This is a genomic window from Salinihabitans flavidus (genome assembly GCF_900110425.1).
Classification (GTDB): domain Bacteria; phylum Pseudomonadota; class Alphaproteobacteria; order Rhodobacterales; family Rhodobacteraceae; genus Salinihabitans; species Salinihabitans flavidus.
This window is the reverse complement of record NZ_FODS01000023.1, coordinates 14831-34477: the sequence shown is the minus strand read 5'-3', so window position 1 is coordinate 34477 and position 19647 is coordinate 14831. Positions and strand designations below refer to the sequence as shown.

Here is a 19647-nt window from a genome sequence, read left to right as displayed (position 1 = left end):
GGCCTAATGCGCCTCGGCCCAGTTCGCTCCCTGTCCCGCATCCACGACGATCGGCACATCCAGCTTCACCAGCGGCTCCGCCGCGCCCTCCATCACCGCGCGCGCGGCGTTGATGGTCTCGTCCACCTTGTCCTGCGCCACCTCGAAGATCAATTCGTCATGCACCTGCAACAGCATCGTGGCGGGCAGACCGGCAATCGCCTCCGGCATGCGGATCATAGCGCGCCGGATGATGTCTGCGGCCGTGCCCTGAATCGGCGCATTGATCGCCGCACGATAGGCAAAGCTCGCCCGCGGCCCGCGCGCGTTAATCTCCGGCGTGTGGATCTTGCGCCCGAACAGTGTCACGACATGCCCGTGTTCCTTGGCAAACGCCTTGGTGTCGTCCATATAGGCGCGAATGCCCGGAAACCGCTCGAAATAGCGATTGATGAAATCCTGCGCCTCGCCGCGCGGAATACGCAGGTTCCGCGCAAGGCCAAAGCCGGAAATGCCGTAGATCACACCGAAGTTGATCGCCTTGGCCTGCCGCCGGATCTCCGGCGTCATCGCGTCCATCGGCACGCCGAACACCTCCGACGCGGTCATGGCGTGAATGTCCTGCCCGTCGCGGAACGCCGCCTTGAGCGTGTCGATCCCCGCGATATGTGCCAGAATCCGCAACTCGATCTGCGAATAATCAAGGCTGAGCAACACCTTGCCCTCATCCGCGACAAACGCCTCCCGGATGCGGCGCCCTTCTTCGGACCGCACGGGAATGTTCTGAAGGTTCGGATCGGTGGAGGCCAGCCGCCCGGTATTCGCCCCGGCCTGCACGTAAGAGGTATGAACGCGCCCGGTCTCGGGGTTGATGTGATCCTGCAAGGCATCGGTATAGGTCGATTTGAGCTTCGAGACCTGCCGCCAGTCAAGCACCCGGGCCGGCAGGTCGTGCCCCACCGCCGCGAGATCCTCCAGCACATCGGCGCCGGTGGCATAGGCGCCGGTCTTGCCGCGCTTGCCACCCTCAAGCGACATCTCGTCGAACAGGATCTCGCCCAACTGCTTGGGGCTTCCAACGTTGAAGGACCGGCCCGCAAGCTCGTGAATCTCCGCCTCAAGGCCCGCCATCTTCTGCGCGAAGGCATGCGACATGCGCGACAGCGTTTCGCGGTCCACCTTCACGCCCGCCCGCTCCATCGCGGCCAGCACCGGCACCAGCGGCCGCTCCAGCGTCTCGTAGACCGCCGTGACCTTGCGCTGATGCAGCATCGGCCGGAACCGAAGCCAGAGCCGCAGGGTGATGTCGGCATCCTCGGCGGCATATTTCACCGCTTCATCAATGGGAACGCGATCGAACGTGATGGCCGATTTGCCCGACCCCAGAAGTGTCTTGATCGGGATCGGCGTGTGGCGGAGATACCGCTCCGACAGCGTATCCATCCCGTGCCCATGCTCTCCGGCGTGAAGCGCATAGCTCAGAAGCATGGTATCGTCGATCGGCGCCACCTCCACGCCGTAACGGGCCAGCACCTTGCAGTCATACTTGGCGTTCTGGAAGATCTTGAGCACCGCGTCATCGGCCAGTACCGGGCGCAGCGCGTCCAACACCTCGTCGAGCGGCAACTGCCCCTCGGCCAGTTCGTCCGATCCGAAGAGATCGCCCGACGCCCCCGTCTTGTGCCCCACGGGGATATAGCACGCCTCCCCCGGCTCCACCGAAAGGCAGATTCCCGCCAGTTCGGCCCGCATCTCGTTGAGCGAATTGGTCTCGGTATCCACCGCGACGCGGCCCACGGCGATGATCTTTTCAATCCACGCATCCAGCGCCGTGCGGTCGCGCACCCACTCATAGCGGTCCGGGTCGATGGGGGGCTCCTCCACCGCGACCTCGCCGGGATTGGCCGCCTCGGGCTTGGGTTCGGGAACGACTGGCGCCTCCACCCCGAGCTTTTCGGAAATCCGCTTGGTCAGGGTGCGGAACTCCATCTGTGCCAGAAATTCCAGAAGTTTCTCCGGATCGGGGTCGCGCACCTCCAGATCCTCCAGCGTGAAATCGAGCGGCGTGTCGGCGTCAAGCTCCACCAGACTGCGCGACATCTCGATCTGCTCGCGCTTGTCGATCAGCGTCTGGCGCCGCTTGGGCTGCTTGATCTCTTCGGCGCGGTCCAGAAGCTCCTCAAGAGAGCCGAATTCATTGATCAGAAGCGCGGCGGTCTTGATCCCGATCCCCGGTGCGCCGGGGATATTGTCCACGCTGTCGCCGGCAAGCGCCTGCACATCCACCACTTTTTCGGGTGGAACGCCGAACTTCTCGATCACGCCCTCACGGTCGATCCGGCGATTCTTCATCGCGTCGAGCATTTCGACGCCATCCCCGACAAGTTGCATCAGATCCTTGTCGGAACTGATGATCGTCACCCGCCCGCCCCGGTCGCGCGCCTGCACGGCGAGCGTGGCGATGATGTCGTCGGCCTCAAAGCCCTCGATCTCTTCGCAGGCGATGTTGAAGGCGCGCGTCGCCTCGCGGGTGAGCGGGATCTGCGGGCGCAGATCCTCGGGCATCTCCTCGCGGTTGGCCTTGTATTGATCGTAGAGGACATTGCGGAACGTGTGGCTGCCCTTGTCGAAGATCACCGCCACATGCGTCGGCGCATCCGGCCCGTTGTTGCCGTCCACATAGCGTTGCAGCATGTTGCAGAACCCCGACACCGCCCCCACCGGCATTCCGTCGGATTTCCGCGTCAGCGGCGGCAGCGCGTGATAGGCCCGGAAAATGAAGGCCGACCCGTCGATCAGATGCAGATGACAGCCCTTGCCGAACCCCTCTCCCATGACGCGCTCCTTTTGCGTTGCCCGGCCTTGTCATGCCATGCCGCGCGCTTCGGTGCCAGCGGGGAATTCGGGGTATCGGGAGCTTTCGCCCTTCGCGTGAGGCGGCAGGCCCCGGCAGGTTCACCGCCGGGGCTCATCGGTCTTATCTCTCTCCGCGAGCGAAGAAATAGGCACTGAAATAGCCCAGAAGCCCCCAGCCAATCATGGCCATGCCAAGACTCATCGTGGCGAACTCCGCCGAAAGTTCGGGCGGGGCAATCCCGAAATAGGTATCGAGATGCGGCGCCCCGATGATATGCGGAGCGAGGATCAGGACAAGCCCGACGACAAGCCCCGCAAGACCCCGCCAGAAGGCGACAAGGCCCAGTCCCGCCACTGTGGCAAGGATCGTGCCCAGCCACCAGATCTGGCGCGGCGCGAGTTCCGCCGCAGGCGTGCCCGGAAGCTCCGGCGGCAGCCCGACCGCAGGCGCAAGCTGCACCGCGAGAAAGCCGCAGATCCCCCAGATCAGGCCACTCTCGGGCGTGATTTCCAGCCCGCGCAGCGCGCGTGCCAGAACCATCCCCGCCAGAAGCAACAGGCCATAGCCGGTATAGGTGACAAGGTTGAAGCCAACCGTCATCGCATGACGGCCCCATTCGGTGCCAAGACCGGGTGCCTCGCGAACCGACTGTGTCGATCCGTCGGACATGAAATGCACCCGCGCCCCGCTTTCGTAAAGCTCCCCTTCCAGAAGAAGCGGAATGACAAACATGAACTGAAGCAGGGCCGCCACGGCTCCCGCTATCAGGCCAGCGAACACCGCGCTGGACAGCAGATTTTTGGTCATGAGTTGGTCAGGCTCCCCGCTCAGTGGCAGGGAAAGGCCATGGCATGGCGCTGATCATGGGCGGCGTCGTGCAGAACGGTCGCCTGCGCCATGCCGGACACGGTCAGCAGGGCAACCCCCAGAACCAAGGCCAGCGCGCAAGCGCCAAGGCCGGATCGGGCGGCAGCGGGGTTTGCGGTTTTCGTCATCATCATCACTGTCTTCTCCATTCTCCCGTCACACCCGACGGGGCGGGGTTTCATTGTCACATGGCCGGTCTCCTGGCTCACGGGTCGATGCGCGCGCTTCCCTTCCCAAGGCAGAAGCCTCAGTGGCGTTGAAGGCACGCTCTCCGCTTACAGTCGCGGGGGCGGCTGCGGCATTGGGGCTCTGCCCCGCACCGCATTCCCATTTCATCCCAACCGGCCTGCCGGGTCGGCGGGGACACCATGTCCCCCCTGTTTGGCCGCAATCACCGCACCGGGTCAAGGAGATTTGCGACATCCCGAGGCCCGGCAGCGGCGCGACAGCAGCAAACCCATCGGCGGGATTCCGCAATATCTTGTGGAAAAGTTAATGGAAACTTCCATATCGTGGGGTTTACAGTTGACTCGACGGGCAGAGGTTTTCCAGAGTCGTTCAATCAACGGAATCATCGAAAGGCTCCAGCATTTGCGTTTTTCCAAGCTGCGTCTGACCGGCTTCAAAAGCTTTGTCGACCCCACGGACCTGATCATTACCGACGGGCTGACGGGTGTGGTCGGTCCGAATGGCTGTGGCAAGTCGAACCTGCTGGAGGCGCTGCGCTGGATCATGGGCGAGAACCGCCCCACCGCCATGCGCGGCGACGGGATGGAGGACGTGATCTTCGCGGGCACCGCCTCACGCCCCGCGCGCAATTTCGCGGAGGTCGTGCTGCAGCTGGACAACTCCGAACGGCTCGCCCCCGCCGGGTTCAACGATGACGACACGCTCGAGATCGTGCGCCGCATCACCCGCGACGTGGGCAGCGCCTACAAGGTCAACGCCAAGGATGTGCGCGCGCGCGATGTGCAGATGCTTTTTGCCGATGCCTCCACCGGGGCGCACAGCCCGGCGCTGGTGCGGCAGGGGCAGATCTCGGAACTGATCAACGCCAAGCCCAAATCGCGCCGCCGCATCCTTGAAGAGGCGGCGGGAATTTCCGGCCTCTATCAGCGCCGGCATGAGGCGGAGCTGAAGCTGCGCGGCACCGAAAGCAACCTCACCCGCGTGGACGACGTGGTTGAACAGCTTGGCGCGCAGCTTTCTCAACTCGCCCGGCAGGCGCGGCAAGCCGCCCGATACCGCGCCATCGGCGAGGAGCTGCGGCAGGCCGAGGGCCTTTTGCTCTATCGCCGCTGGCGCGAGGCGGACGACGCGCGCGCGGCGGCAGAATCGGAACTGCGCGAGTGTGTTACGGCGGCCGCACGGGCCGAATCGGCCGCACGCGCAGCGGCGAAGGACCGGGAGGCGCAGGATGTGGCCCTGCCTCCGCTGCGCGAGGAGGAGGCGATCGCGGCGGCGCTCCTGCAACGTCTTACGGTGGAACGCGATGCGCTCAACGATCAGGAGGCCCGCGCGCGCCAGACCATCGAGACCCTGCGCAACCGGATCGAACAACTGACCCGCGACATGGAGCGTGAAGCCGGGCTCAACCGTGACGCGGGCGAGACCATGGAGCGGCTTGAATGGGAGGCCCGGGAACTCGCACGCGCGGGCGAAGGCCACGACGAGGCGCTTGCGCAGGCCGCCGAAGAGGCGAGCGAGGCGGCCACCCTTCTGCAAACGCGCGAGGGCGATCTGGCCGCGCTGACCGAGGATATGGCGCGGCTCTCCGCGCGGCATCATTCGGCCCAAAGGCTTCTGGACGACAACCGCAAGACGCTTGAGAAAAGCGAAGGGGAAGCGGAGCGCGCCCGCGCCGCCGTGGCCACATCGCAAGAGGCGCTCGCCCGCGCCGAGGCCGACCTGGAGGAATTCGAGGCCGCCGCCGAGATGGCCGCCGAGGCTGCGGAACAGGCCGACGAGGCGCTGGATGCCGCAGAGCAGGCCCGCGCCGATACCCAGAGCCGCGAGGCTGACGCGCGCGCCGAACGTTCCGAGGCGGAAGGAGAGCTGAACGCCCTGCGGGCCGAGGTCACGGCGCTGGCGAAACTGGTGGAACGCGACACCGCCGAGGGCGGGCAGATCCTCGACCGGCTTCAGGTGCAGCAGGGGTTCGAAAAGGCGCTCGGCGCCGCATTGGCCGACGATCTACGCGCCCCGGAGGTGGAGGGAGACGGCCCCTCGGGCTGGCAGGCGCTGCCGCCCTATGACACAGAGCAGACCCTGCCCGACGGGGTCACCGCGCTGAGCCTGCATGTTTCCGTGCCCGACGTGCTGCAACGGCGGATGGGTCAGATCGGGCTGGTCGCGCCGGAGGATGCCGCGCGACTTCAACCGCTGTTGAAACCGGGGCAGCGGCTCGTGTCCCTCGAAGGGGATCTGTGGCGCTGGGACGGTTTCCGTGCTTGGGCCGAGGACGCGCCAAGCGCCGCCGCGCTGCGCCTGCAACAGCTCAACCGTCTGGAAGAGCTCAAACAGCAGATGGCCCGTGCCACGGCACGCGCCGACGGGGCGCAGGACGCGCATGAAACCCTGCAAAAGCGGCTGACCGACCTGACAGAAGCCGATCGCGCCGCGCGCGCCGCCCGTCGCGACGCCGATCAGGCCGTGGCCGAGTCCGGACGCAAGCTCAGCCGGGCAGAGGCGGATCGCAACCTTGCGGCGGGGCGGCTCGAGTCGCTTGGCCTTGCCGTGGCGCGCCACGAGGAAGAGGCCATGACCGCCCGCGCGGCCCTGCGCGAGGCCGAACGCGCGCTCGAAGAGCTTGGCGATCTGGACGCGGCCCGCGCCGAGCTTGAGGATGTGAAGATGACGGTGGAGGCGGCGCGCATCACGATGATGTCGAAACGCTCCGCACACGATGAGCTGCGCCGCACCGGAGAGGCCCGCACGGCCCGCGCCCAGCAGATCGCAAAGGAGATCAGCGGCTGGCGCCACCGCCTCGAAACCGCCGAAAAGCGGATCGGAGAGCTGGAAGAGCGCAAGATCGCGTCAGAGGCCGAACTGTCCGAGGCGCAGGAGCTGCCCGAGGAAATCGCTGAAAAGCGCGAGGAGCTGTCAGAGGCGATCGAACAGGCCGAAGAGCGCCGCCGCCACGCCGCCGACCGGCTGGCAGAGGCCGAAACGGCGCTTCGAACCGCCGAACATGCCGAACGCGACGCCGAGCGCGCGGCGTCAGAGGCACGAGAGGCAAGGGCGCGATCCGAGGCCCGGTTCGACGCGGCGAAGGACACGGTCACTCAGGCCGCCGCGCGGATCGCCGAAGAGCAGGACCTCAGCCCGCAGGCGCTGCTGGAGCGGCTGGCAGTCGATCCGGAACAGATGCCCGACAGCCACGCGATAGAGGCCGATGTCACCCGTCTGCGCCGCCAGCGCGACGCGCTTGGCGCGGTGAACCTGCGCGCCGAGGAGGACGCCCGCGAGGTGCAGGAGGAATACGATCAGCTTGTGACCGAGAAATCCGACCTCGAAGAAGCGGTGAAGACCCTGCGCAATGGCATTGCCAGCCTCAACCGCGAGGGGCGCGAACGGCTGCTGACCGCCTTCGAACAGGTGAACAGCAATTTCACCATGCTCTTCACCCACCTGTTCGGCGGCGGAGAGGCGAACCTCGTTCTGGTCGAAAGCGACGATCCACTCGACGCGGGGCTTGAGATCATGTGCCAGCCGCCGGGCAAGAAACTCTCAACGCTGTCGCTTCTGTCCGGGGGGGAGCAGACGCTGACCGCGCTCGCGCTCATCTTCGCGGTGTTCCTCGCCAACCCGGCCCCGATCTGCGTGCTCGACGAGGTGGACGCGCCGCTCGACGATGCCAATGTCGCGCGGTTCTGCGATCTGCTGGATGAAATGTGCCGCCAGACCGAAACACGGTTCCTGATCATCACCCACCACGCGGTGACGATGGCCCGGATGGACCGGCTTTTCGGGGTGACAATGCAGGAACAGGGCGTCTCGCAGCTTGTCTCCGTCGATCTCAAGAAAGCCGAGGCGATGGTGGCGTGACCTTCGACAACGGCAGGGATCGCAGCGACAAGTTCGTCGAAAACGCCGGGCGGCTCGTGCTTTTGACGGATGCGGGGGACCGCTTCCCGGTGCGCCCGTGACGCCCCAGGCTCAGAGCCGCGACAAAAGCGTCGGCGTCGGCCAGGCGTCGGCGGGCAGGCCAAGGCGGATCTGTTCCTTCTGCACCGCATCGCGGGTCTTCGCGCCAAGGATGCCATCCACCCCGCCCACGTCATGACCACGCGCGCGCAGCTTCTGCTGAAGTTGTTTCATCTGCGCTCCGCTTAGCCCCGGATCGGGATTGCCCCTGTCATAGACCGGCGCCCCCTCCAGCCGCGTGGCGAAATAGGCCGCCGTGGTGACATAGACAAAGCTCCGGTTCCATTCGAAAAAGACCCTGAAATTCGGGTAGACGAGGAAGGCCGGACCCTTCCGCCCCTGCGGCAGAAGAAGGGATGCAGGCAGATTGGCAACTTGGCCCTGCCGCGGCCGGACACCGAGTTTGGCCCACTGCGCGGCCGGCATGGTCTGATCCAGTCCCGATTTCGCCCAGTCGAGGTCAGCAGGCACGACAACCTCCTGCAACCACGGCTCATTCTTGCGCCAGCCCAGATCGCGCAGCATATTCGCCCCTGACATGAGCGCATCCTGTGGCGAGGTTTTCAGGCTCACCTTGCCGTCGCCATCGCCATCCACGCCGTTTTCGAGGATGTCGGCAGGCAGCATCTGCACCATGCCGATCTCACCAGCCCAGGCCCCAGTGGTTGTCCTGGGATCGAAATTGCCCCTCTCATAAAGCGTCAGAGCCGCAAACACCTGCGGCCGGAAAAGCCACGGGCGGCGGCAGTCATGCGCCAGTGTCACCAGCGAATTGAGCGTGTTGTAATCGCCCTGAAACGCGCCGTAATCAGTCTCGAACCCCCAGAAGGCCAGCAATACACCCCGCGACACGCCGTATTGCCGTTCGACCGCGTCGAAGGTGGCCGCATGTTGCCGGGCTTTCTGACGGCCCACGTTGATCCGGTTCGCCGAAATCAACATCTGCGAGAATTCGAGGAACGGCTTCTGAAACACGCCCTGCGATCGGTCGGCGCGCAGTGTCTTGGGGTCTTGCCGCACGGAGGCAAAGAAGCTCTCCACGCTGGTGCGGGAATGGCCCTTGGCAATGGCCTCCTGTTTGAGGTCATTCACGAAACCGGAAAAGCTCCCCCCGCAGGGGGTGTCGGCCAGGGCCGGGGCGGCGGCAAAAAGACTGATGATGAACGGGACGATCAAGCGCATCGGAAACCTCATTGGAAATCTGTGCCCCAAGCGTAGCAGGTGCCGTCGATCCCGCAAGCCTTCGACCCGATCAGAATACAGCGAGGATGAGCGCGAACGCCAACGCCGCCCCCCACACCCGCCACAGCGCGCGCACGGCGGCATCGACCGCCTCCGGCCCGATCTCATGCGCGCCGTGCGGGTTCACGAACGGATAGTCCCGCATCGCCCCGTCATAGCTTCGCGGTCCGGCTAGCGCGATGCCCAGCACCCGCGCCATCGCCGCCTCGGGCCATCCGGCATTGGGGGAACGATGCAGCCGCGCATCCGCCCGGATCGCGCGCCACCCGCGCAGCCCGCCATGCACCCCGGCAATAAGAAGCGCCGTCAGACGCGCCGGCACCCAGTTGAGAAGATCGTCAAGCCGCGCCGCCGCCCATCCGAACTCGGCATGGCGCGGCGTGCGATAGCCAATCATGCTGTCGGCGGTATTCACCAGCTTGTAGATCAGCAGCCCCGGAAGCCCCGCGATCAGGAACCAGAACGCCGGGGCGATCACCCCGTCCGACAGGTTTTCGGCCCCCGACTCGATACCCGCCCGCGCCACTGCGGGCCCATCCATCGCGGAGGTGTCCCGGCTTACGATCCGGGCCACCGCGCGCCGCCCGTCGCCCAGGGACAACCGCAGGGCATCGCCCACTGCGCCCAGGTGATCGACAAGCGAGCGTTGCGCCAGAAGGACCGCCGCCAGCAACAGCTCCGGCAGCCAGCCGAGTTCCGAAAGCACCGCCCCGATCACTCCGGCCGCAAGGACCATCACCGCAAGCACCGCGATCCCGGAGATCCGGCCCGCCGCGCCGGTGTTGAACATCTCGTCCGCCCAGCCCACCGCGCGCCCCATGAGCACCGCCGGATGCGGCACCCGGTCCCAGATCGCGCGCGGCTCTCCAACAGCGGCATCGAGGAGAAGCGCAAGGGCAAGAATTTCCGGGGTATTCATAACGCATCCTCCAACTGCGGCCAGCGATCCGGCGCCGGCAGGCCAAGCCGTATCAGATGCGGTGAATAGGGGAAAACGCGGCTCCAGACCCGTGCGCGCGCCAGATGCTCCTGCCATCGGGCGGCATCGTCCACCTCGTAAAGGCGAAACAGTGGTGTGCCGCCAGCCACCACGGCGCCGCACGCCTTCATCAGCGCATCGAGCCGGGCGGCATCGCGTGTCAGCCTCGCGCGCGTGTCCTCCGCCCAGCCGGGATCGTTCAGAGCGGTGGCGCCCGCCGCCAGCGCCGGCCCTGACACCGGCCATGGGCCCAGCATCGCGGCAAGACGCCCGATCAGATCCGGAGCGGCGATGGCAAAGCCAAGCCGAAGCCCCGCCAGCCCCCAGAACTTGCCAAAGCTCTTGAGTACGATCCGCCCGGGCCGCGCGGCATGGGTGACCAAGCTCCGCTCTGGTGCAATATCGCAGAAACTTTCGTCGATCACGCAAAGCGGCGCTGTCACATCCGCGTCCGTCCAGAACTGGCCGGTCGGGTTGTTGGGATGCACAATCACCCGCGCCTCTCCGGGGGAGTCCCCCACCTGCCAGCCCTGCGCGGCGAAGGCGGCGGCATGTTCGTTATAGGTCGGCGTGGGGATCTCCACCCGACCGGGGTGTACCAGCGCAGGTATCCGCGCGATCAGCGCAGAGGCGCCCGGCGCGGCCAGAACCTCCGCGCCGTCCGGCACCTTCCAGAAGCGCCGCGCCGCAGCGATCAATGCCGCCTGAGCGTCCCGATCCGGCAAGTCGGTCCACGCCGCGCGATCAAGCTCCGCCACGGGATAGGGCACCGGATTTATCCCCGTGGACAGGTCGAGCCAATCCGTCCGCGCCCCGCCCCAGCGCGCCGCCGCCAAATCCACCCCTCCGCCGTGATCTCGCCCCGACATCCTGTTTTCCCGCGTGTCTGTTTCACCGAGGTTTTGAGCAGGAAACAAGGTCCGAGGCAAGATTACGCCGTCAAAAGATGAATCATTGGTGTTCCTTATCCGGTTCGGTCTATTATTCGACTAACTTAGGTCTAGGCGAAACTCGATGGAAGTTCTCATTGCAGAAAGTGAGACGGAACTCGGCGAACTCTGGAAGCGGCATCTGGAGCGTATGGGCGCCAATGTCGCGCTTGTGGGGACGCATGACGCGGCCATTGAACTGCTGCGCGACCATGCCTTTGACGTGATTGTTCTCGATCTGGTGCTACAGGATGGTGGCGCGCTCGCCATCTCCGATTTCGCCAGCTACCGCCACCCCGAGACGCGGGTGATCTTCGTTACCAACACCTCTTTCTTCTCGGACGGGTCAATCTTCAACCTAAGCCCGAATGCCTGCGCGTTTGTCCGCTCCGGCACCCCGCCCGAGGATCTGGCCGCGATGGTGGAATACCACGCGCGGCGCTAAGGGACGTCACCCCCGGCCATGCGGCGCATCGAGATCACGCCGCTGCACAACCGGTACGATGCGGTGCGGATTTATGGTATCGTGACTGTAATAGTAGTGCCGCACGATATGCTCCATGTTGACCGTCTCCGCCACACCCGGCTGCTGATAGAGATCGCGGGTATAGGCCCAGAGGTTGGGATAATCCACGATTCGCGACCGGCTGCATTTGAAATGCACATGATAGACCGGATCGAACCGGATCAGCGTCGTGAAAAGGCGCCAGTCGGCCTCGGTAATCTCGTCGCCGACGACATAGCGCGTCTTTGAAAGGCGCCCCTCCAGCCAGTCAAGCGTATCGAACAGCGGCCCGACCGCCGCCTCATAAGCGTCCTGCGTGGTGGCGAAACCGCTCTTGTAAACGCCATTGTTGAGCGTGTCATAGACCCGCGCGTTGACAGCGTCGATCTCTTCGCGTTTCTCCTCCGGGTAATAGTCACGGCTGTTGCCGGTGAGATCGTCAAAGGCGGAATTGAACATCCGTATGATCTCTGCGCTTTCATTCGACACGATCGTCTCGCGCTTTTTGTCCCAAAGGGTCGGCACGGTAACGCGACCGGAATAAACCGGGTCGGCCTTCGTGTAGATGTCGCGCAGGAAGCTCAGCCCATGAAGCCGGTCGCCGGTCGCGCCCTTGTCATCGGTATCGAACGTCCAGCCGTCCCTGAGCATATCCGGATGCACCGCCGAAATTCCGATCAGATCATCCAGCCCCTTCAGCTTGCGGAAGATCAGCGTGCGATGCGCCCACGGGCAGGCATAGCTGACATAGAGGTGGTAGCGCCCCGCCTCTGCGGCGAAGCCCCCTTCGCCCGACGGGCCGGGCGCACCATCGGCGGTCACCCAGTTGCGGAACTGCGATTCCGAGCGTTCGAACTTGCCGCCCGTGGATTTCGTATCATACCACTGGTCGGTCCATTTTCCTTCTACGAGCAATCCCATCTTCTTCGCCTCCGAAATTTGCTGTCTCTGACCTAGGTCCTTTGGCAGGGCGACAAAACCTCGTCTCCCGCAAATGTGTTGCGCATTTGCGCACACGGACCTGACCTTGCTGGTCCCCGCTTGACCCTGTCCGCGATCATGGCAAGCTTGGTTTTCAAGCTAGGGGGCGATGGTTATGGACAGTTTTCTGCCGGAACATGTGCGCGCCGGTCTCGAAGCCGCGCGCAAGAAGGATCAGAGGCGCCGGTCGCGCATGCGGGTGGAGGCGGACGGTCGCAGTTTCCGCATCCTGCGCTTTCAGGAGGATGGTTTTACCCTAGACATCGAGGACGCCCCGCATCTGCGAGGGCTGGTCGATCTCTACGACGGGCCTCGCCACCTGTCACAATGCCTGATCGTGGCCTCCGGCGAAGAGGTGGGCGAAATGCGTTACGAGTTCAAATGGTCCACCCGGGCAGGCGATCGCCCCGCGCTCGATTTCGAGCGCCCCGACGACGCGCCGGACGGCTACCTCCCCGATCTTCGCTGATTCCTATCGGGATGCGACGGGCCGCCCGCCGCACCGACGCAATACCGACAAAATACCGACGTTATACCGACACGGGATTTCAGACCTTTCCGGCGTGCATTTCCGCAACTCCGCACGCGCCACCTTGTCCAAGCCGCAGTTCTGGTGGGAGGTGGTGTCACACCAGAATTCCGCTGCAAAACACAGAATATGCGCGCCGGAAATTGTCAATTCAGGGCTTGCACCCAGTTGTTTCACGCAGTAATTAGCCGCTCATTGTTGGGGTGTAGCCAAGTGGTAAGGCATCGGTTTTTGGTACCGTGTATCGTAGGTTCGAATCCTACCACCCCAGCCAGACACTTCCGTAGATTCTGCAGCCGAGAGACTGTCGGGAAATTGTGTCGAGACTTCCGTGGCTTGAGTCTCCGGGTTTCGGAAAGAGACGCACACTTGAGACAAAATCCGGCCGATTTTAGCCTGAAGTCTCAGTTTGCGTTTTAGGCGGTACGAGTTTGGGAAATTTCAGGGGCTCTAGAGCTTGGTAAAAAGCTCTCTCTGTTCTGACCAGGTCGCAGGAACACCCGACTTGATCAGATAGTCCGAGGTCAGATCGTCCGGCTGCTCACCTGCTGCGATCGCATCGAGTATGTTCGGCGCGAGCATCGCGAGATCGACGACGTCCTGAATCCGCCGTTTTGATGTGCCTTCAGCTTCTGCGATCTCAGTGAATGTCTTTCCTTCCATGATCATCGCCAGCCATCTTTGCGCCCTGACGATGTTCTGGACAAGCGTCTGATCGACCTCCTCTTGAGCATCGCCAAGGTGCAGCTTCAGCTCTACGCCCCGCCTGCGCATCCGGAACGGGGCTTTCAGGATCAGGGCATCCGCGTCGATCTGGTCCGGATCGCAGCCCATAACAATAGCGATTTCTGAATGACTCAATTGCACGGTCAGGTTACCCGGACGCAGGTCTGCACGCTCAATCAGCCTTAGACTTGAGTTTGTCGTCTGAGTGGCCTGCAGTCTTGTCGTTATCGCACTTACCATCGCGGCAGGCAGGTCTTTCACCAGAACTGCTGCAATGTCGTGGCGCTGCAGATGCTCTCTGACCAGATCGGCAATCAGCCCCTCCAGTTGCTCTGCTGGCAGACGCCAGGCATCCGGGTGCTCTTTGCTGCGATCTTTCACCAACCTGTGGGAGATGTAGTATCGCAGGCGCTTGCCATTCTTCCGGCTATGACTGGGTGTCAGGCGGTCCCCGGTTTCGTCAAAAAGCTTTCCGGCCAGTAGTGATTTTGTGGCCTTTCGTGTCGTGCCGCGGGTTTTTGCAGCCCTGCCGTCAAGCATACTCTGCACGCGATCCCAAACATCGGGATCAATGATCGCCGGATGTTGCCCTTGATAGACGTGCCCTTTGTGCCGGATGCGCCCAGCATAGATCGGATTGCTTAGGATGTGATGAATGTGCCCCCGGTCGAACGCCGTGCCGCCTGAGAGACGTCCTGCCCCACGTACCCGCCGACGTGATCTCAGGCCAAGGTCATCCGCGCGGTTTTTGACCTCCCGAATGAGCCCGTGCTCCAGATAGAGATCGTACAGGGCCCTAACGGTACTGGCCTCGCCTTCGTCGATCTTCAGAGTCCGGCCATCGGCCTGATAGCCGAGTGGCACATTTCCGCCCATCCAGAGTCCTTTGCGCTTGGAGGCCGCGATCTTGTCCCGGATGCGTTCCGCCGTGACCTCGCGTTCGAATTGAGCGAAGCTCAAGAGTACATTCAGGGTCAGGCGGCCCATGCTGGTCGCCGTGTTGAAGCTTTGCGTGACCGATACGAAGGACGCTTCGGCCGCATCCAGCCGCTCTACCAGCTTGGCAAAATCAGCAAGCGAGCGGGTCAGCCGGTCGATCTTGTAGACAACGATCTGATCCACACGTTTGTCGTCCACCGCCTGCATGAGGCGCCGTAATGACAGGCGGTCCAGATGGCCGCCAGAGATCCCGCCATCATCATATCGGTCCGGGAGCAATTCCCATCCCTCATGCTTCTGGCTGGCGATATAGGCCTCGCAGGCCTCTCGCTGCGCATCGAGCGAATTGAAGTCCTGTTCCAGCCCCTCTTCGGAGCTTTTGCGGGTATAAAGATGCGGATTTTTGGCTTGGGCGCGCTCGTGATGGCGAAACTCGTGCTACGGCCTTGGCGTGCGCTTCGTCGACAACTGCGCGTCCTGCGTGGCGGATTGCTTGTGCATTTCTGAACTCACTCAATTGGCATCAAATCAGCCTCTGAGACACTGGCCGCGATGGCATCCACCGCGCGCAAGGACAGGGCTGCGATGGTGAGGCTTGGGTTCGCGGTGGCGGAGGTCGGGAAGGTTCCTGAGCCCAGTAGGAACAGGTTACGGTGGTCGAAGCTGCGCAGGTCAGCGTCCACGACTGCCGTGTTGGCATCTTTGCCCATGCGGACGGTACCGATAATATGCCCCGCGCCTTGGAAGTCGGGCGAGTGATTGACGTCGGTGGCACCAAGAGCTGCAAACACCTCTTCGTGCGCCTCTTGCGCGGCATCCAGACCGGCACGGGTGTAGTCGTCAAAGTCAAAGTAGATGCGCGGTAGCGGCATGCCGTTTGCATCCTTCTTGTCAGGGTCCAACGTCACGCGGTTTCCTGCATCCGGAGATTGCTCCACCAAGGAGGCGAGGCGGATTTGCCGTGATGTTGTATCCTTGATCGCTGCATCCAGCTCTTCTCCGCGCAGGCCGGACTTGGCCAGATCAGCAGCCGTGGAAGTCGGGGCGCCTGTCGGCCAAGCGTGCCCGTCATTGCCCATCTCAATGCGGAATGCGGCGCGGTCCTTGCGGAACTCACCATCGCGCAGGTTTTCGATCCCCGATGTCGAAAGCGGGCCGCGGTAGGGCCAAACAGGTTTGGGCGCGACAGCCCAGCTGAGTTTGGTCGGGTGATCCATCAGATTGCGTCCGACTTGGTCAGAGCTGTTCGAAATACCATTCTCGGCCCCTTCTTGCGCCGAATTCAGCAGCAGGCGTGGCGTTTCGATCGCATGGGCCGCCAAGACAACCACTTTGCCGGTGGCCGTTCCAGTGCTGCCGTCAGCGCGGCGGAAGTCAACGGATGCGATCCGCCCAACCTTCCCGAGATTGAGCCGGGTGGCTGTCGTCTGGTCATGAGCAACAGCACCTGCGTCCTCTGCCTGCATCACATGAACGGTTGCATCATATTTGGCCTGAATGGGGCAGATCGGAATGCACGACGCGTTGCCGCAGCATTCGGGACGATCCGCGTGGAAGGTGGAGTTGCGGCCCTGCGGTGTCGCGCGGACCTGATATTTCGACCCCTCCAACGACTTCGAAAATTGCTTATCCAGATAGGTCATCGGGATCATCGACATCGGGAAATCCCCGGACCGCGGGGACCCCAAATCTTCCGAGCTATCGCCCGCCACGCCGATTTCCTGCTCAGCCGCGAGATAGAACGGCTCAAGCACTTCGTAATCAAAGGGCCAGTCAACGCCATGGCCGTATAGGGATTTCAGTTTGAAGTCCGCAGGCACATTCCGCAGCGTGGTGCCCAGCCAGTGCCACGTCGTTCCCCCTACGACCTTGATGTAGGTCGATTTGAAGTTTTCGGGGCCCATCTGCTGGTAATAGTCTTCAATTCTATGGCTGACAGGGTGCGGCGCGGTGGGATCGTTGGGGTAGGCCGATTCCGGCACCTTGATCTTGGCATTCCAGAACGTCTCGACCGCTTCAGACCGATCGATCCGTTTACCGCTTTCCAAAAAGGCGACCTTCAGCCCCTTCTTTGCAAGCTTTGCCCCGGCCACCGCGCCTGCGATGCCTGTGCCGATGATGAGAATGTCTGCGCTGATGTCAGATGCCATTTCGGAATTCCTTTGACCGTGATTTTTTGGGAGAACGGAAAAGAGCGCTGTTATCAGGCTCCAGGCGGTTCTGCCCAATACCCCATGGCACCGCCGCAGTAGGCCAACGGTTTCGTGTAATCCATCGCCTGCCACATCAACGCATCAGTGTAGGTGATAACGTCGAGATCATCGGGGTCAGGCGACACTCCGGTGTACCACGTCGCGACGATCTCATTGGCGATCGCATCATCATTCTTGCCATCCGCCAGCGCAGATATAGCTTCCTTCTGGCCGGTGACGGAGAAGGCATCGAGCATCGCCGCCGCGATATCCTTTGACAGGTCGTCCTGCCCGACCAAGTTTTGGGACAACGACAGGAATGCATCTACATCCAAATTGGCCGCAAACGCGCGGCTCGGCGTGTGCGTCAGGGCGAGCACCGACATGGCGGAAACAGCCGACAGCATTCCCCGTCGGGTCATGGTTCCGGATCTTGTGGATTTTGGATGAGCCATATGTTTGTCCCCACCTGGTTTGTTTTCGGAGCAACGTTCGGTATGCCAGTATTAACGCGCGACCTATCCCTTTGGTTCCTGAAAGTTGGCCAATGCGCGAATGGGGCTGATTACGCTGCTCCATATAAGCTGACAGTCTCCAAGTGGCCGTTTGACGTCAAGATCGCCAGATTTTTCCGACAGATCAGGTAATTGGCTCTCCAAGCCTCGTCTTCGCCCCTTCTGCGGTCGCCGAAATGCTAGAATGTGGGTGGATCGGGCCTTGAATCCGCCATCGAGCCGCGAGTGCCGTATCTCGACACCTTGCGTTGGGTGTTCATCGCCGTGTCGCTCGGTGGGATCGCGGTGACGATCTCCGCCCACCTCGACGACTGGTGACGGGAGCAACGGTGACCGGTGAATTTATCTCTCTCTTTTCGCGGCGTCCTGGCCGCGAGGTGACACGCCAGATTGCCGTTGATCAGGATTTGTCCGCCGCTGCTTTAAGGGCCCCCTTGACTGCGAGCCTCGTCAGTCGATCGGCAAGAGACCGCGGGTGATCCAGTGACAGACGCTCCAGACCGGCGCGCTGCTGGGGATCGGGCGCGCCGGTTAAAAGGCCACGCCAGAGCAATCCTGCCATTGCCCGGCGCGATCCCGCTTTTGCTTTCAGGATGGCAAGGGCCGCCAGCAGGCTTTGTTCGACCTCGGTGAAGTCGGTGCCGAACGGGAACCGCGCCAAGGTTGCATCCGCCATGAAAGGTGCAATCCATGACCGCAGGACTTCGGGCGTGTTCGTTTGATGGGCCTGCGGCACCTGCGCGTCCTTGGGCAGCTTGCCTGCCGCTTTCGCCCGCTCCAGCAATTCGGGCTGAAACCGGCTGTCGGCGATCGAAATCATGGCCATGACGCATTCGGCGTCCGAGCGTCCGCGCAGATCGGCGACCCCGTATTCCGTCACGATGATATCGCGGTAATGGCGCGGGATCGTCTCGTGCGGATGATCCCAGACGATGTTCGACGCCACATCGCCCTTGCTTTCGCGGGTGGCGTGCAAGGTGATGATCGCCCGCGCGTCATGCAGCGCGAACGCCTGGTCGACGAAGTTGAACTGCCCACCGACACCGCTGACGATTTGGCCCTTGTCCGTCACGTCCGAGGTGACGCCACCCAACAAGGTCGCCTTCATCGCCGCGTTCACGAACCGCGCGTTAAGGCGCGCCGCGCGCTTGGCCTGCTCGTCTCCATAAAGCTGGTTGGTGAACGACACCGGCATCATCTGGATGCGTGCACGCTCGCCTTCGGGCATCTCGCGCAGAGAGCGGTAGAAGTCGTGGCAATCGACAAAGAACCCCGCGTGAACGGCGGCGCCGTCTACCTCCCGCCGGATAATCCCGGCTTTTACCAACTCCACGATGCCCTGAACCAACATCTCGGTCACACCGTAGAGCCCAACCTCGAAACGGCCGCCTTGCGCGCCGGCGTGGCCGGGAAAAGGCGCGGCGGCCATGATGGCGCGCAGGGTGTCCGGGGCCCGGTGACGCAGCATCAGTGACGCGGCCACCGCATCGCCGATAGACCCGATGCCGATCTGAAGTGTGCCGCCATCGGGCACCAGCCCGGCCACATGCAGGCCAATCGCGTGGTCGGCCGCCGCGACCGGGCGCTTGGGCACCGAGAACAGTTCGAACTGCGTGGCGGGATCGTCCAGCACCCAATCGAGTTCGTTCGATCCGATTTCGGCGGCACCGGGCATGAAAGGCAGGTTCGGATTGATCTCGCCCGCAAGGATGAAATCCTGTTCGCCCTGCGCGCGGGCATGCAACATATCGGCCGTGATATCCGTGTTGCCGGACAGGCTGAACCGATCGCCGTCGCGTGCCACAAGCTGCGCGATCACGTTGGGACGCCGGGCCATCAGAACATGCAGTGCGTGCGTGTAGTTGGCCGCGATATAGCCCTGCTGGGCCGCGGCGTTTCCCAGCCAGGTGCCGGCCTGGAAAAAGAATTCCTGCACCTCGATGTTGTCGGGCAATGTTCCGTCCGACAGCCGCGTCGTGTAGTCGAGCGGCGTGTAAGCGCCGAACAAGCGGTCCACGGCCGGGCCGAGAAACCGCGCCTGAAGATCGCTTTCGGGGCGCGGACGTTGCAGGGTCAGCGCCGTAAAGATATGCAGCCGGATCGACCGGTCGGCGATGGCCAGATGGGTCAACGCGTTGACGATGGTATTCGCCTTGCCCAGCCCCAGTGGCAACGCCAGCCGGATATCGCCGCCGGTCTTCTCGACGATACGGCGGGCCATGGTCGCGGGATCGGACAGGGTCAGCGGCGCGCCCGGCATG

14 protein-coding genes, 1 tRNA gene, 1 pseudogene and 1 riboswitch are annotated in these 19647 nt (G+C 63.3%); of the genes and pseudogenes, 5 read left to right on the top strand and 11 right to left on the bottom strand.

Annotation, left to right across the window (positions count from 1 at the left end; all coding sequences use genetic code 11):
• Positions 1–3: 3 nt before the first annotated feature.
• The 3 genes from polA to BMW66_RS15700 form a co-directional block, all read right to left on the bottom strand.
• Positions 4–2814: a DNA polymerase I gene (gene polA, locus BMW66_RS15710; RefSeq protein ID WP_093119865.1), complete on the bottom strand. Its 2811-nt coding sequence runs from the start codon at positions 2812–2814 to the stop codon at positions 4–6.
• Positions 2815–2956: 142 nt separating this feature from the next.
• Complete coding sequence (locus tag BMW66_RS15705) at positions 2957–3643, bottom strand: CbtA family protein (protein ID WP_093119863.1); 687 nt, start codon at positions 3641–3643, stop codon at positions 2957–2959.
• A gap of 20 nt (positions 3644–3663) precedes the next feature.
• The gene (locus BMW66_RS15700) at positions 3664–3852 is read right to left on the bottom strand and encodes a CbtB domain-containing protein (protein ID WP_245729510.1); all 189 of its coding nucleotides are present in this window, start codon (positions 3850–3852) and stop codon (positions 3664–3666) included.
• A 24-nt stretch (positions 3853–3876) separates the two neighbouring features.
• Positions 3877–4089: riboswitch (cobalamin riboswitch) on the bottom strand.
• Positions 4090–4294: 205 nt separating this feature from the next.
• Between BMW66_RS15700 and smc the strand changes: the two genes are divergently transcribed.
• Entirely contained in the window at positions 4295–7750 is a 3456-nt protein-coding gene (gene smc, locus BMW66_RS15695) for a chromosome segregation protein SMC (RefSeq protein WP_093119862.1), read from the top strand.
• A 111-nt stretch (positions 7751–7861) separates the two neighbouring features.
• Here the strand turns inward: smc and BMW66_RS15690 are convergent, their stop codons facing one another.
• The 3 genes from BMW66_RS15690 to BMW66_RS15680 all read right to left on the bottom strand — a co-directional run bounded on the left by BMW66_RS15690 (position 7862) and on the right by BMW66_RS15680 (position 10939).
• On the bottom strand, positions 7862–9031 hold the full coding sequence (locus BMW66_RS15690) for a lytic murein transglycosylase (protein ID WP_093119860.1): 1170 nt from the start codon (positions 9029–9031) through the stop codon (positions 7862–7864).
• 70 nt (positions 9032–9101) lie between these two features.
• A complete protein-coding gene (cbiB, locus tag BMW66_RS15685) occupies positions 9102–10010 on the bottom strand; it encodes an adenosylcobinamide-phosphate synthase CbiB (RefSeq protein ID WP_093119858.1) in 909 nt (302 codons plus the stop codon).
• Complete coding sequence (locus BMW66_RS15680; protein WP_093119857.1) at positions 10007–10939, bottom strand: threonine-phosphate decarboxylase; 933 nt, start codon at positions 10937–10939, stop codon at positions 10007–10009. The genes cbiB and BMW66_RS15680 overlap by 4 nt, the downstream gene beginning before the upstream one ends.
• A 145-nt stretch (positions 10940–11084) precedes the next feature.
• Here BMW66_RS15680 and BMW66_RS15675 point away from each other — a divergent pair, with 145 nt between their 5' ends.
• Positions 11085–11444, top strand: a complete 360-nt coding sequence (locus BMW66_RS15675; protein WP_093119856.1) for a response regulator — start codon at positions 11085–11087, stop codon at positions 11442–11444.
• Positions 11445–11450: 6 nt separating this feature from the next.
• On the opposite strand, the gene BMW66_RS15670 is transcribed toward BMW66_RS15675, so the two are convergent.
• Positions 11451–12425 carry a glutathione S-transferase family protein gene (locus BMW66_RS15670; protein WP_093119854.1) on the bottom strand — a complete coding sequence of 325 codons (975 nt, stop codon included), beginning with the start codon at positions 12423–12425 and terminating at the stop codon, positions 11451–11453.
• 175 nt (positions 12426–12600) lie between these two features.
• Between BMW66_RS15670 and BMW66_RS15665 the strand changes: the two genes are divergently transcribed.
• Together BMW66_RS15665 and BMW66_RS15660 are read left to right on the top strand one after the other, a co-directional pair.
• A complete protein-coding gene (locus BMW66_RS15665; protein ID WP_093119853.1) occupies positions 12601–12954 on the top strand; it encodes a hypothetical protein in 354 nt (117 codons plus the stop codon).
• A 259-nt stretch (positions 12955–13213) separates the two neighbouring features.
• Positions 13214–13288 (top strand) — tRNA-Gln (locus BMW66_RS15660).
• A 176-nt stretch (positions 13289–13464) separates the two neighbouring features.
• Here BMW66_RS15660 and BMW66_RS15655 read toward each other — a convergent pair.
• The 3 genes from BMW66_RS15655 to BMW66_RS15645 all read right to left on the bottom strand — a co-directional run bounded on the left by BMW66_RS15655 (position 13465) and on the right by BMW66_RS15645 (position 17293).
• The gene (locus tag BMW66_RS15655; protein WP_093119851.1) at positions 13465–15042 is read right to left on the bottom strand and encodes a recombinase family protein; all 1578 of its coding nucleotides are present in this window, start codon (positions 15040–15042) and stop codon (positions 13465–13467) included.
• A 146-nt stretch (positions 15043–15188) separates the two neighbouring features.
• The gene (locus BMW66_RS15650) at positions 15189–16829 is read right to left on the bottom strand and encodes a GMC family oxidoreductase (protein ID WP_093119849.1); all 1641 of its coding nucleotides are present in this window, start codon (positions 16827–16829) and stop codon (positions 15189–15191) included.
• 53 nt (positions 16830–16882) lie between these two features.
• A complete protein-coding gene (locus tag BMW66_RS15645) occupies positions 16883–17293 on the bottom strand; it encodes a sorbitol dehydrogenase family protein (RefSeq protein ID WP_245729509.1) in 411 nt (136 codons plus the stop codon).
• Between the two features lie 297 nt (positions 17294–17590).
• Between BMW66_RS15645 and BMW66_RS20770 the strand changes: the two are divergent.
• Positions 17591–17704: pseudogene (locus BMW66_RS20770) on the top strand (YcbK family protein); the annotation flags it as partial.
• A gap of 82 nt (positions 17705–17786) precedes the next feature.
• On the opposite strand, the gene BMW66_RS15630 reads toward BMW66_RS20770, so the two are convergent.
• On the bottom strand, positions 17787–19646 hold the full coding sequence (locus tag BMW66_RS15630) for an acetyl-CoA hydrolase/transferase C-terminal domain-containing protein (protein WP_093119845.1): 1860 nt from the start codon (positions 19644–19646) through the stop codon (positions 17787–17789).
• Position 19647 lies beyond the last annotated feature (1 nt).

Excerpts from the sequence above, each read along its gene's own strand:
- BMW66_RS15665 (WP_093119853.1), top strand. The coding sequence starts at position 12,601 with ATGGACAGTTTTCTGCCGGAACATGTGCGCGCCGGTCTCGAAGCCGCG.
- BMW66_RS15690 (WP_093119860.1), bottom strand. The coding sequence starts at position 9,031 with ATGCGCTTGATCGTCCCGTTCATCATCAGTCTTTTTGCCGCCGCCCCG.
- BMW66_RS15675 (WP_093119856.1), top strand. The coding sequence starts at position 11,085 with ATGGAAGTTCTCATTGCAGAAAGTGAGACGGAACTCGGCGAACTCTGG.
- BMW66_RS15670 (WP_093119854.1), bottom strand. The coding sequence starts at position 12,425 with ATGGGATTGCTCGTAGAAGGAAAATGGACCGACCAGTGGTATGATACG.
- BMW66_RS15705 (WP_093119863.1), bottom strand. The coding sequence starts at position 3,643 with ATGACCAAAAATCTGCTGTCCAGCGCGGTGTTCGCTGGCCTGATAGCG.
- BMW66_RS15700 (WP_245729510.1), bottom strand. The coding sequence starts at position 3,852 with ATGGAGAAGACAGTGATGATGATGACGAAAACCGCAAACCCCGCTGCC.
- BMW66_RS15680 (WP_093119857.1), bottom strand. The coding sequence starts at position 10,939 with ATGTCGGGGCGAGATCACGGCGGAGGGGTGGATTTGGCGGCGGCGCGC.
- BMW66_RS15650 (WP_093119849.1), bottom strand. The coding sequence starts at position 16,829 with ATGGCATCTGACATCAGCGCAGACATTCTCATCATCGGCACAGGCATC.
- cbiB (WP_093119858.1), bottom strand. The coding sequence starts at position 10,010 with ATGAATACCCCGGAAATTCTTGCCCTTGCGCTTCTCCTCGATGCCGCT.
- polA (WP_093119865.1), bottom strand. The coding sequence starts at position 2,814 with ATGGGAGAGGGGTTCGGCAAGGGCTGTCATCTGCATCTGATCGACGGG.
- BMW66_RS15630 (WP_093119845.1), bottom strand. The coding sequence starts at position 19,646 with ATGCCGGGCGCGCCGCTGACCCTGTCCGATCCCGCGACCATGGCCCGC.
- BMW66_RS15645 (WP_245729509.1), bottom strand. The coding sequence starts at position 17,293 with ATGACCCGACGGGGAATGCTGTCGGCTGTTTCCGCCATGTCGGTGCTC.